Annotated in this window: 8 protein-coding genes and 1 CRISPR repeat array; of the genes, 4 read left to right on the top strand and 4 right to left on the bottom strand. The window is 61.9% G+C overall.

All coding sequences use genetic code 11. From position 1 onward, the window contains the following. Position 1: 1 nt before the first annotated feature. The 4 genes from cas8c to J2852_RS27860 all read right to left on the bottom strand — a co-directional run bounded on the left by cas8c (position 2) and on the right by J2852_RS27860 (position 5,360). Complete coding sequence (cas8c, locus tag J2852_RS27875; protein WP_209882009.1) at positions 2 to 1,828, bottom strand: type I-C CRISPR-associated protein Cas8c/Csd1; 1,827 nt, start codon at positions 1,826 to 1,828, stop codon at positions 2 to 4. 3 nt (positions 1,829 to 1,831) lie between these two features. Beyond that, positions 1,832 to 2,485: a type I-C CRISPR-associated protein Cas5c gene (gene cas5c / locus J2852_RS27870; protein WP_209882008.1), complete on the bottom strand. Its 654-nt coding sequence runs from the start codon at positions 2,483 to 2,485 to the stop codon at positions 1,832 to 1,834. A 208-nt stretch (positions 2,486 to 2,693) separates the two neighbouring features. Next, positions 2,694 to 2,870 (bottom strand): hypothetical protein, encoded by a 177-nt coding sequence (locus tag J2852_RS27865; RefSeq protein ID WP_209882006.1) that lies wholly within the window; start codon positions 2,868 to 2,870, stop codon positions 2,694 to 2,696. 222 nt (positions 2,871 to 3,092) lie between these two features. Next, on the bottom strand, positions 3,093 to 5,360 hold the full coding sequence (locus tag J2852_RS27860; protein WP_209882004.1) for a CRISPR-associated endonuclease Cas3'': 2,268 nt from the start codon (positions 5,358 to 5,360) through the stop codon (positions 3,093 to 3,095). A 226-nt stretch (positions 5,361 to 5,586) separates the two neighbouring features. Beyond that, positions 5,587 to 6,684: direct repeats of the CRISPR family, unit length 32 nt; unit sequence GTCGCCTTCCGTGCGGAGGCGTGGATTGAAAC. An 878-nt stretch (positions 6,685 to 7,562) separates the two neighbouring features. On the opposite strand from J2852_RS27860, the gene J2852_RS27855 reads away from it, so the two are divergent. The 4 genes from J2852_RS27855 to J2852_RS27840 are packed head-to-tail and all read left to right on the top strand — an operon-like array spanning position 7,563 to position 13,069. Next, the gene (locus tag J2852_RS27855; protein ID WP_209882002.1) at positions 7,563 to 8,993 is read left to right on the top strand and encodes a class I SAM-dependent DNA methyltransferase; all 1,431 of its coding nucleotides are present in this window, start codon (positions 7,563 to 7,565) and stop codon (positions 8,991 to 8,993) included. Further along, on the top strand, positions 8,990 to 10,543 hold the full coding sequence (locus J2852_RS27850) for a restriction endonuclease subunit S (protein WP_209882000.1): 1,554 nt from the start codon (positions 8,990 to 8,992) through the stop codon (positions 10,541 to 10,543). The genes J2852_RS27855 and J2852_RS27850 overlap by 4 nt, the downstream gene beginning before the upstream one ends. 1 nt (position 10,544) lies before the next feature. Further along, positions 10,545 to 12,221 (top strand): AAA family ATPase, encoded by a 1,677-nt coding sequence (locus J2852_RS27845; RefSeq protein ID WP_209881999.1) that lies wholly within the window; start codon positions 10,545 to 10,547, stop codon positions 12,219 to 12,221. Beyond that, positions 12,218 to 13,069, top strand: a complete 852-nt coding sequence (locus J2852_RS27840) for a hypothetical protein (RefSeq protein WP_209881997.1) — start codon at positions 12,218 to 12,220, stop codon at positions 13,067 to 13,069. Before J2852_RS27845 ends, J2852_RS27840 begins: the two co-directional genes overlap by 4 nt. Positions 13,070 to 13,189 lie beyond the last annotated feature (120 nt).

The following is a 13,189-nucleotide window of genomic DNA, read 5'->3' as shown; positions in this document are numbered from 1 at the left end:
CTCACTCCGAAGCGGGGGTGGGTTCGACGGACGCGGCGGTGTCCAGGCCAGTGTCGGGAACCGCCTTGCCGGCCTTGCGGTCGGCGCGCTCGTGGTAATAGCCGAGGAAGAACAGGCCGCGCTGTTCCAGGTCGAGCGTCGCCGGGAAGCCGGTCAACGGCTCCTGAATGTCCTGCAAGGCAACGTCCAGAACGCGGGCAAGGCCGGGCTTGCCCCCTCGCACCTTCTTCAGGTGCTTCTGCGTCAGATCAAGCAGGAAGGGGAAGGCGGAGCGCGGGGTGGAGGATGCCGACCCGATGTACTTGTCGCGGATGGTGGCGTTCAGGTCACGCCCGTCGGCGGCGGCCTGCTGGATGCGTTCCAGCACCGCGAACAGGCGGCCCAGCCGGTAGCCGATGTCGGTGCGGTTCGGATCGAGGCTCACGAGGCTTTCCCCCTCTTGCCCAAGGCCGGCAAGCCGCCGACGGCGCACCAGCACCGCCTTCAGCAGCGCCATGCGCGGGTGGTTGATCGTGTGGTCGGCGCGGATGCGGTCGAGCAGGACGGCCAGCAGGCTGGCCGGGTACGGACCGCCGCTCAGCACAGCGCGCAGCAGGTCGCCTTGCAGCTTGGCCAGCCCCTTGTCGTTGGGGTCCGGGCGGGCGTGATCGCCGTCGCGCCGGTACTTGGCCTTGGTCTCGTTGGCGAGCGCCCAGACGGTGGGGCGGCGCGGCTGGTTGTCCCACTGGGTGACCAAATCCAGATCGCGGAAGTGATCGGCCAGCCGGTCGGCCATCGCGCCCAGCCCATCGGCCACCCAGAAGCGCACCGCCACCCGCGCCGCGTTGCCCGACAGGCCGAGCACGAAGAAGCGCGCGCTCCGATCCTCCGGGAACACGCCGTCACGTCCCTTCGCCAGCCGGTCGAGCGCCGCGCGGATTTCCTCGGCGAGGCCGCTGTCCTCCGTCTGGGCGTCCGGCCGCCCGAAGACGAGGCCCACGTCCTCTTCGAACCGGGTCGGCCGGTCGGTCCAGAACAGGACGGAGACCTCGCCGACCACGATGTGACGCTTTCCGCGCTGGGCCAGCAGATGGTTCAGCGCCGCCGTGTAGCCATGCGCCACCCGCGTGGACATGGGCGCGTTGAAGTTCTGCGTCTTGCCGTAGGAGGTGTAGGCGTCGTCGTTGAAGGACACCAGCGCCGCCCCGGCGGTCTGCGCCCCCGGCACGCCCTTCACGGCGGGGTGGATGCGGGCGATGGGCTGGCCCTCCTCCCCCGTGGCGAGGCATTGACCGGTGACCGCGCCCTCCTCCTCGGCCAGCAGCGTCCGTTCCCAGGCGGCACGGATGTCGGGCAGGTCGTGGACGAAGTCCTCCTCGTTCCGCAGGCGGAAGACCAGCCAGCCGGACAGGACCTCGGGATCCGACGCCGGCGGCTCCCGCCCCGGTTCCCAAGTCCGGAAAAAGTCCAGCACGGCGCGTGCGGCGGGGTGGTCGATGCCGGCCAGCACCGTCTCGTGCCGAGCGCGGGAGGCCGCGAACTGTTCCAGCGCCCGCGCCCGCTTGCTCCCGTCCGCCACGCCGAACAGATAGGCGGCGGAGTCGCACAGGAAACCCGGCAGGATCGCCACCGTCCGGCGCGGCGGCTGCGGCACGTCGAGCAGGCTTGGGCGCTGCACCGTCTTCTTGCCGACGGTGACGTCCTGGCGCATGTCCTCGACCGTGAAGACGCCGCCGTCCGGATGCAGCACGACGCAGCCCGTGACCTTCTCGGCGGAAAAGCCGTAGGGCGGCAGTTCACCCGCGTCGCGCAGCCGTTCGTAATAGCGGAAGAGTTCGGTGACGATCATCGCTCACCTCCCGGCGCGGTCGGGATGCGGCACCTCGATCACGCCGTCCACCATCGTGGCGCGGAAGAATCGCGGCGTCATGCCATCGGCGAAGTCGATGTCGTGCAGCATCCAGCCAAGGTCGCGGGTGCCGCGCAGGTCGTCCGGCACCTCCGGCACGCCTTCGAACGGTTCGAACCAGGCGGGAAACTCACGGCAGCCGAGACAGGGCTGCCAGACGCACTGCCCGCGCGCGATGCGGCGGCGGGCCATGTCCAGATGCTTGCCGGGGTTGTCCTGCGGCCCCGCCTTGGCGGTCATCTCGAAATGCGCCTCGATTATGTAGCCGACATCGCGCAGCAGGACGCTCGCGCGCTGCTGGCGCTCCTCGTCGGCGAACAGGGCCGGAGCCTCGCCGCCCGCCATGCCCTGCCGCGCCGTGGTGTAAGACGCCTTGGACCCCACCTCGTTGCGCCGGATGGTGTCGAAGCGGATCGGCTTCAGCACATGGATGCGGTCGACGACCCAGCGGATCGCCGGCTTCCAGTGGATCGCCTCCAGCACGCCACGCGCCGCCGAGGGCGTGATGACGTCGTACGAGACCCTCTCGGCCTTCATTTCCGGCCGGGAAAACAGGGCACGTTCGCCCCAGACATGAACGCGGATGCCTTGGGACATGGGTCCACCCCTGGCGGTGCGCGGGACAGTTCAGGCTGGCCCGGCAATCAGGGTAAGTCAACCGGACGGCGAAAATGTCGCAGGGGGGAGAGGGAAAACGTAGGTTGGGTTGAGAGCCAGTGAAACCCAACGGCTTTAGACACCGGGCGCATTGATTTCGCTGGCCTCAACACCGAATGCATCTCCCGTCACGACCGATAATTTTGCGTTACCCCAAAATGCGCCGGAGTATTTTTGCCGCTACAGGCCATGACGAAGCTAAATTCTCTGAAGAATCATGATCATTTTGCCTGATCGTGATTCTTCCAAAATTATAAATATTTATAAAATTTCTTTCTTTTTCCTTTTTCTTCTTGGCATCGTCGCGCGCAAAATCCGTATCCATGGGATCCTCCATGCTCAACCTACTATAGGCCGAGCGAAATTATGCCTAGCGTGCGCAACCTGGGCCTGACAGTATTTCAACCCCCTTGCAATCAGCACTCATCTTGCAAGTCATGCTTTACTGTAAGGCAAGATACGAACCTATCCAGTTCAGCTCGCCCATCATATTTCATTCCTTTGGCCACTCCACGCGCAAACCAGAAGCTGCAAATACCCAATTTGGCTAGAGAACGTTTTCCTCTTCGGTGCGCTCCCTCGGATCGCGCGCTGTCAGTCCCACATCCTTGTCGTAGGCATCGCCGTCCGCCAGCACGAGGAACTGCTTGTCCGGCCCTACGGCCTGCACCGTCCCAGCAGCCAGCAGCCGCAACGCGCGGGAGCGGGGCAGCGACACCGTGTGGCGCTGGAGCTTTCGTGCGAGCCCGCCGGGCCGTTCCACCGCACGCAAGGCGGCGGCCCACCCCCACGCCTCGTCCGTAAAGGGTGTAATGACCGCAAGCTGGTCGTCGTCGATCAGGCGGAACCGCTCCGACACCGTGCGGAATGGCAGCGCCTCCATCCGTCCCGCCTTGCCGAACGCCTCCCACGCTCCGCACGCATCGAACGGGTCGGCACCATCGCTCCCCCGCCCCTTCTTCCCCGCCGCATAGAGCGCGCGGAAGTAGGCTTCCAGCACCTTTGGATCCAGCGCCTCGTCCCAATCGCGGCCGTACAGCACCTCGCGCGCCTTGTCGCGGCGGCGGTTCAGGTCGGCCAGCCGCAGGGCGCGTTCCGTGTCGAACACCAGCACGGTGCCCAACGCGTCCTCTCCCAACTCGCCATGCCGGTTGCAGCGCCCGGCGCTCTGGGCCACCGAGTCCAGCCCGGCCATGGCGCGCAGCACCAGGGGAAAGCTGACGTCCACCCCCGCCTCGACCAGTTGGGTGGACACCACCCGGCACGGCCTTCCCTCCTTCAGGTCCGCGCGGATGGCGTCCAGCACGGCCGAGCGGTGTTCGACGCACATGGCGGCGGACAGGTGGCGCACGCCCTCCACCCCGCGTCGGCGGAGCAGCCGGAACAGCTCGGCGGCGTGCGGCCGGGTGTCCACCACGCACAGCGCCTGCCCGGCTTCCGCGATCCGGTCGGCCAGCGCCTCGTCGTCCATCGGCCCGGCGTGCGCCACCCGCACGCGCTTCATGGCCGTGTGCAGACGCTCCGGTTCTTCCACGATGGGTGTGATGGCTGGAAGACCGAAGTCCAAGGGCCGGCCAAGCCCGAGCGCCGGCTGGGTGGCAGTGCACAGCAGCACGGTGCAGCCGTACCGCTCCACCAGTTCGCGCAGCACGGCCAGGCACGGCCGCAGGTGCGGCACCGGCAGCAGTTGCGCTTCGTCCAGCACGATCACCGAGCGCGCCACGTTGTGCAGCTTGCGACAGCGCGAGGGACGCCCGGCGAAGAAGGATTCGAAGAACTGCACGGCGGTGGTGACGACGACCGGAGCGTCCCAGTTCTCCGCCGCCAGCTTGTGCCGGTCGGGGCCACTGCCCTCCTCCCCGTCCCCCTCCGGCGGGCGGTAGGCGCAATGATGCTCCACCACCGCGCCGGGCAGACCGGCGAACACCCTGTCTCGGAACTCCTGCGCCGTCTGCTCGATGATGCTGAGGTAGGGGATCACGTAGATCACCCGCCGCAAGTCATGGGCTCGCGCGTGGTCCAGCGCGAAGGCCAGCGAGGACAGCGTCTTCCCCCCACCCGTGGGCACGGCCAGAGAGAACACCCCCGGCGCCCGTCCGGCGGCGTCGCGGCAGCGCGCCAGCACATCGGCACGGATGCGGTTGACGCGACCGCCGCTTTCGGCGCGCGCGACCGCCATCTTTTTCTCCAAATACCGGTCGAGCGCCTCCGCCAAGATCTCCAGCCCCGGCGCGCGCCCGCGCTCGGCGGACGTCTCCGGATCGGAAAAGCTCTCGGTCGAGAGGGCATCGGCGTCGGTCAGGCAGGAGAACAGCATGCGCACGAACAGCGATGCCGCGAAGCCGTCAGGCAGGTTGGTTCTGGGCAGGACTCCCGGCAGCCGATGCCCGATCTCCGCCATGAACCCGGCCCGCGCCGCGGCCGCCGAGGGCGAGTCCGCCAGCCACTGCTTCAGACATCCGGCTTCTCCGCCCCCGCCATCCGGCAGCCCGGCGTGATGTCCGGCCACCGCATAGGCCAGCATCCAGCCGGCAGCACCGGGGTAGCGCTCCACCGCATAGACCGCGCCAGCGGAGGAATGATCCACCCGCCCCTTCCGCTTTTCGTCCGCCGTCTCCAGATAATCCTGAAAGGCCGGAGCATACTTCCCGGCGTCGTGCAGCAGCCCCAACGCCCGGGCGAACACCGCCGCGCCGGCCTCCGGCAAAACGGCTCCGAAACTCTCGGCCTGATGGGCGACAAGTTCCAGATGGGACCGCAACGGCTCCCACTCCGCCTTCGGCCGGGCGGGTAGCGTATGAGCGTACCAGTGCATGGTAACCTCGCGCGATGGTGGCACTCCACCCTACCAGCCCCGCACCGCCGCGCGAACCCCAAGCTCCCACGCCACCCCCGGCACGTTCGCGCGGCGCATCAGCGCAGGCGTGCCAACGTCTTGGAGCCGCTATGATCGAATTGAACGCTTCCCGCTCCCTCCCGCAAATCCGGTTCGCGCAAACACTGCCGTTTTCCACGAGCTGACAAAGGCTTACACTTCGGAGGTCGCCTTCCGTGCGGAGGCGTGGATTGAAACATGGTCTCGCCGGGAAGCACCGGGGCCAGCAGGAGTCGCCTTCCGTGCGGAGGCGTGGATTGAAACAGCATCCCGTTCTGGCAAGCCGGCGCAACTTGGTAGTCGCCTTCCGTGCGGAGGCGTGGATTGAAACTAGACCTCGACCGTCAGGCCCGGCCTGGTGTCGTGTCGCCTTCCGTGCGGAGGCGTGGATTGAAACAGCGCCTCCAAGGCGGACCAGTCGTCGGACACGAAGTCGCCTTCCGTGCGGAGGCGTGGATTGAAACAGGCGCTTGCCCGTGACGGCGTGTCGCTGGATGGTCGCCTTCCGTGCGGAGGCGTGGATTGAAACTGCAACTTCGCCCTGACCGAGACGGACGCGGGCATGTCGCCTTCCGTGCGGAGGCGTGGATTGAAACATGGGGCTGGCGGAACATGTGGCCGGCTGGTCGAGTCGCCTTCCGTGCGGAGGCGTGGATTGAAACCGACGCCCACACCCCGTTTGGGCTGAGCGGACCGGTCGCCTTCCGTGCGGAGGCGTGGATTGAAACATGCCGCTCGGCGGGCCTGCTATCGGTGGCGGCGTCGCCTTCCGTGCGGAGGCGTGGATTGAAACAAGCGCGACCTGCAGACCACGCTGGTCGAAGAGATGTCGCCTTCCGTGCGGAGGCGTGGATTGAAACCACCCACACGCAAGCGTGTGGGCCCCTGCGAAGGGTCGCCTTCCGTGCGGAGGCGTGGATTGAAACTTGAGGCGGTCGTTCTCCCGGTCGAACTCGCACGCGTCGCCTTCCGTGCGGAGGCGTGGATTGAAACACGTCCGACCGGCGCAACAGCGCGAGGTCGGGGTGTCGCCTTCCGTGCGGAGGCGTGGATTGAAACCGGAGCGGCCGGGGCGGGGTCACGGCGCGGCACGCGAGTCGCCTTCCGTGCGGAGGCGTGGATTGAAACACGACCCGAACGCCTGGTACATGGCCTGCGACCCCGTCGCCTTCCGTGCGGAGGCGTGGATTGAAACTCGGCGGCGCGGGCGGCATAGGCCGCGACTGCCTCGCGTCGCCTTCCGTGCGGAGGCGTGGATTGAAACATGATGCCACGGCGGACACGCCGGCTCACATGTGCTGGTGCTCGCTTTCCAACACCTGCTCAACCGAGCTATTCTGAGGCTTTCAACCTTATTATGCGCCTGTGCCAGCTTGGCATTCAGCCAAGCTCCAACCGCGTAACACGAATAGACGCTATTTCTTCTTTTGAGGGAAAGTCGGTCTGCAGAACACATTGTTTCGCCGCGATTTTCTGCTATTTTTCTAACTGGAAAAGCTCATAGACGGAGTAATTATTTCTTCTTAATGGCCGGGTGACGGCGCATGTTGATCTTCGGCCATCAATGCGAATGTCTTTTCCGGGGAGCAATCTGCGTTCAGCCCGATCCGGGCCATGAGCAAACATTTTTGTTGATGCGCAGACTTTTTTGTCAATGTGAAAACATTTTTGAACGAACACAAAAATGTCGGCGGACAAAAATATCTGCACATGGACTGCCGCTAAAGCATTGATTCGGCGTGCGTGGTTAATGAGCTAGATTTGGGATGTTTGCACATGGCGGCCACGCCGAGGATCGTCCACCGGCTTGGCCTGACAAAATTGTTTGCACCTGATGACCATCCCCCGCCTGCCCGCTGATCGGGCAACCTTGCAGGAAGGATGTCCTTATGCCCCGCACACATGCTTCCTGCGACGGGGGACAAAAATCCAATTCAGTGATGCTAAGATCGTGCCTGGTCATCAACCCAACCCTCTGGAGAGCCGCGATAATCTATTTCAATCAGATTGATGCACCGCGACAGAAGCCTTGAATTCCAGCGACGACAGCGTCAAACATCGCGCCTCTGCGCTCCCGTTCTTCCCATCCTGATCACCGCACCACACTGGCCCCGTCAACATGCACTATCTCGGAGATCGCGAGTGACAACCAAGCCGGCTAGGACCAGCAATGACCTCGTCAGGCGCATCTGGAGTCTCTGCCACATCTTGCGGGGGGATGGGGTTAGCTACCATGAGTACATCTCCGAACTCACCTACCTCCTGTTCCTCAAGATCGCCGAGGAGACGGGTACAGAGTCGGCATTGCCGGAGGGCTGCCGCTGGCGTGATCTGGTCGGATATGAAGGACCAGACTTGCTAACCTTCTATCGCGACATGCTGACCTACCTTGGAGGGCATGCCTCGAGCCCCATCGTACAGGAAATCTATGCCTTTCCAACCACCGTATTCTCGCACTCGGAAAATCTGAAGGCAGTGATTGCGGGAATTGCCAAGCTCGACTGGCATTCCGTAACCGCGGATGGGATGGGTGACATCTATGAGGGGTTGCTCGCCCGGAACTCACAAGATGCGCGATCAGGCGCTGGTCAGTATTTCACGCCGCGCCCGCTGGTCGACAGTATGGTGCGACTGACACGCCCAGCGATGGGCGAGACAATACAAGATCCCTCATGTGGCACCGGCGGTTTCCTGATTTCGGCGAAGCAATACGTCGAGGCTGGCGCGTCCCCCGGTGCATACCCTGGCAATCCGCCGTTGTTCGAGGGTGTCGAAATAGAGAAGGGGACCTATCGCATCTGCCAGATGAACTCATTCCTCCACCGTTTGGACGCCCGGATTTTGTTGGGCGATGCGCTCACCACGGATGCAATATCCCTCAGGCCGGCCGACCTCATTCTGGCCAATCCACCGTTCGGCAACAAGGCTGGAAGCGCGAGGAGGACGCGCAGTGATCTTCCTCACAAGACAGCAAACAAGCAATTGGCCTTCCTCCAGCACATCCGACTCGGCCTTAAAGACGGCGGCCGAGCGGCAGTCGTCGTGCCGGATAATGTGTTGTTCGAGGGTGGTGCTGGAAGATCGATACGCGCTGACCTGCTGAGTGCGTGCGATTTGCATACCATCCTACGCCTGCCCAACGGGATATTCTACAGTCAGGGCGTCAACACCAATGTCCTATTCTTCCGAAGACGAGATGGGGTCGCCAATAATTCGGAGCGGATATGGGTCTATGACATGCGGACGGCTATGCCCCGGTTTGGCAAGACGCGCCCGCTCCTGCCCGAGCATTTTGCTGAATTCGAGGCGCTGTTCGGCAATGACCCACATGGCAGGGCACCGCGCTCGGAAGACGACGCCACTGGAAGGTGGCGCTGCTTCGGGCGCGCGGAGATCGCGGATCGTGAGGAGAACCTAGATCTGGTTTGGCTCACCCCACAGGATAGGGACGGGGAGGCAGGGGAAATTCTACCCCAAGAGATTGCTTCTACTATTCTCTTTCATCTCCAGACGGCAATGGCGGAGATCGAGGTGCTTGCCGAGGAGTTCGCGTCCGAGGAGGACGAACGGTGAAGGAACTTCCGCTTGGTTGGGCGAGGACCACAATTGGCTCGATTGCGGAGCTTGTGAACGGACGAGCTTTCAAGCCGAGCGATTGGACGAGAACGGGCCTCCCAATCGTCCGAATCCAAAACCTGAACAGGGCTGACGCAGCATTCAACCACTTCTCGGGACCAGTCGCGGAGAAACATTTAGTCCGCAATGGCGACCTCCTGTTCGCTTGGTCGGGAACGCCGGGCACGTCGTTCGGGGCGCACATTTGGCGCGGCCCCACCGCTGTCCTGAACCAGCACATTTTCAACGTCCGGGTCGATCCACACCTAATCGACCGAGAATTCCTGCGGCTCGCGATCAACCAGACGCTCGAAGAGCAGATCGCTAAGGCGCACGGAGGAGCCGGCCTCCGCCACGTCACCAAGGGCGCCTTTGAAGCGACAGAAATTGTCGTGCCTCCGCTTAACGAGCAGAGACGCATCGTTGAGCGACTGAGGAGCGCCGAAGAGCGAAGTGCCGCCGCACGATCGCACCTCGATAGCGTTATTGCCTCCGTCGAGACTGGGCGGTCGGCCATCCTGCAGTCCGCCTACAATCTCACCATACTCCCAAAGCAACGGCGCGCAGAATACCTTGGTGGGCCGCCAGTCGTCTCCGTGGACGAGATCGCGACTGACCTGATGTATGGCTCGTCCGCCAAGTCGACGCCGACCGGAAAAGTGCCCGTCCTGCGAATGGGCAACATCCAAGACGGCATTCTCAACTGGTCCAACCTAGTCTACACCTCCGATGATCAGGAGATTGAGCGCTACTCGCTCCAGCCTGGGGACGTGCTGTTCAACCGGACCAACAGCCCCCAACTCGTCGGCAAAACAGCCCTTTTCCGCGGGGAGCAGCAGGCGATCTTTGCCGGATACCTGATTCGAATAAGATGCGCTGATCGCATGCTGCCGGAATACCTGACCCATTGTCTCAACAGCCCTGCCGGCCGCAGCTACTGCCGTGCCGTTAAGAGTGACGGTGTGAGCCAGTCGAACATCAATTCCAGGAAGCTTGCAGCCTTCCGACTCCCCTGCCCCAGCATTGCCGACCAGCGCGAAATTATCGAGCGCGTCAAGGCGGGTTTGAGTAAGCTGGCTTCAGCTGCGGAGCAGGCGAGAAGAGCTCGCGAAGGAATTGCCATGCTGTACCGTCGGCTGGTCAATCAAGCCCTTGCTGGGCAGCTTGCAACCCGGAACCCCGCCGACGAAGCCGCGACGAAACAAATCGAGAGGCTCGCTGCCGCGAAGAAGCGTCAGAAGGCCAAAGACATCGATAAAATCGCAATCGGGGTCGAAGCTATGCAGAGAACGGTAGAGGATATCCTGCGGGAGGCAGACGACTGGCTGCCATCCCAAGAGGTTGCAAGGCTATATGGCATAACGTCCGGAACACCCACCGAGGTGGTGGAGCCATTCTACACGGAGTTGCGCAAACTCGACGCGTCTGGCAACCTGCTATCGGAACCGATCCGCGACGGCGCGGGGACGAAAATCGGTGATCGCCTAAGATTGAAGGCCTCCGTCTAACATGCGTGTTGACAAAATAAAGATCGGGAGCGACAAGGACAGCCCGACGCACCAATTTAAGAACCTCAAGGACGTTACCATCGATTTCGACCAAGGCGAGTGGGTGACCGTCGTCATAGGTTGGAACGGTACAGGTAAGTCAAACGTCCTTGAGGCCCTCGCGATCATCTTCCGCGAGTTGATTGGACCACGGAGAACGCCTCGCATAGATTTTGCGTTTGAGTTGATCTATCGGATCGGTCGCGGTGACCTCCAGAAAAACATTAGCATCTATCACGACCCCGACAAGAGGGAGCCATTCCAAATCATGGTGGCCTCCACTGCCATGTTAGAAAATGGAGAAGCTTCGGCTCCACGAAAAATAAAGTTGGGAGCATTTCTCAAGGACGAGTCAAATCTTCCACGCTATGTCTTTAGCTATTATTCCGGCGAGAGCCGTCGAATGCGAGACGTTTTTTCGCCGTACACCCAGTGGTATGACGAGCAACTGAGACGAGGCAGAGACCCAGGTTTGAAGAGGCTGTTCTATGCCCTGCCGGTACATAGTCAATTTGTTCTGCTTGCGTTTATGATCGGCGGTTCGGGTCAAGCCTCTGATTTGCTTCGCGACCACTTGGGGCTCGACCCTGACGAGGGTCTCGAATCTGTTCTGTTCGTCCTGCGCAAACCGCCCTGGAAACCGCATCCCGACGGGGATCCCCGCTTCTGGGGCGCAAGAGGGATCGTGAGCAGCTTCCTAGATCGCGTCTGGGAGGTAGCCCTCGCACCAATCGAGGTGGAGCGCCGAGTGCCTACATCTCTCTGGAATAAAGAGACTCTGCAGTTCAAGTACCTTTACATTAAGGACATACAGGCGCTTAGGAGGTTGGTTGGAACCCAGTCTCCAGCACATTTCTTCAGGGATCTCGAGAGTACTTATGTGTCACAGCTCGTCGAGGAAGTTCGAATCAAGGTTAAGCTCAGGAAAAACGATGGAACGGTCACTTTCCGCGAGCTGAGCGAGGGCGAACAGCAGCTACTTACAGTGCTCGGTCTGCTCCGGTTTACTGCTGAAGACGAGAGCCTGTTCCTCCTCGACGAGCCAGATACCCATCTTAATCCGAAGTGGAGCGTCGATTATCTTACTTTCCTAAAGGAGTTCATAGGCAGCTCGGTGGAAGAGCAGGAAACCAGCCACGTTATAATGACTACACATAACCCGCTCGCCATCGCAGAACTTCTGAGGGAGCAGGTTCAGATACTTCAGGCGCGCGACAATGACGGCAAGCGCCGGATCGTGGCTGCGTTTCCCGAGATGGACCCCCGAGGAATGGGCTATGCCGCCATTGTCACGAGCAAGATGTTCGGCATTGCATCGTCCCTCGACAGGTCCACGCAGCTCGATCTCGAAAAGCAGCGCCTCTTGTCTACGAAAGACCAGCTCTCACAGGCGGAGCAGGCGGATTTGGACGACGTTAATAATAGGTTGGATCAGTTGGGGTTTCGCTTTTTCTACCCGGATGACGAGTACTCAAGGTATCTCCGCCTTCGAAGCCAGGAGTTGGAGCAAATCTTCCATACGCAAAATGTCGACAATCTTGCTAACCGCGTGCTCGACATGAGCCTGGAGGAGCGGGAGGAGCTTTCCCGACGGCTTATCGCGGACTTGGTGCGTGACCAGCAGGGGCCGTCGAATTGAGATACGTTGACATTGATGAACTGCGTCTGCGTGACGGCTGGCTCGAAGAAGCCGAGGCTGCAACACGGGCGGTAGTGCAAAACGGAGCCGTGCCTGGCGAACGTGACCAGATCTGGCGCGATGTAAAGGCGAAACTTGCAGATTTACTCCACGATAAATGCTGGTTTTGCGAGACGCCGATTCCGAGATCGGACAACGCCGTTGACCACTTTCGCCCGAAAGGGCGTGTTAGCGACGCAAAGCAGGAGCACTCAGGGTATCGCTGGCTCGCGTTCGAGCGTGGAAATTTCCGGTATGCCTGCACTTACTGCAACAGCCGACGCATCGACGTGGAGCACGGCACCAGCGGGGGCAAGGCGGACCGGTTCCCGCTTGTTGACGAGGCTGCACGCGTCTATGAAGTCGACGTGACGACGCTGGATTTCAGTGACCTTCTCAGGACGGTGCGAAAGGAACAGCCGGAGATTTTGGACCCGTGCGATCTCGAAGATTGGAAATTATTAGGCTGCCAGCGCGAGAACGGACATCCATGCCCAACAAGCAGCGACAAGAGTGTTGTCGATCGTGTCCAGAAATCCATTGAGGTATACCATCTCAACCACGAGCCCACGTGCAAGCAGCGGCACCGTGAGGCTGTAATGCTTCTAGAAGCTGTACGCGAAGCAAAAGCCGCCTTTCTTAGAATTGACGACACCAATCCGGATACTAAAGCAGATTTCCGGGGCATTGCGAAGCGCATCCAGCGGATGATCAACAGGAAGGCTCCGTACAGCGGCGAGATGATCTTCCTCCTCCGCGGCCAACGGTCACCTGATCATCCTTGGATTCGACAGCTGCTGGAGCTCTAGTATCGGCGTGGGTCACTTCTGTACAGTAAGCGGTGTTCTGGTCCCACCTTCCGGCGCGGTCGCTGTGGGGTGAGTCTCCCGGATCGGATGATCGGGAGAACGGTTTGTGTCTACGCTCGA

Origin of the sequence: Azospirillum soli (assembly GCF_017876165.1) — a bacterium.
Classification (GTDB): domain Bacteria; phylum Pseudomonadota; class Alphaproteobacteria; order Azospirillales; family Azospirillaceae; genus Azospirillum; species Azospirillum soli.
The sequence above is the reverse complement of the archived record's forward strand: the minus strand, read 5'-3'. Positions and strand labels throughout refer to the sequence as shown.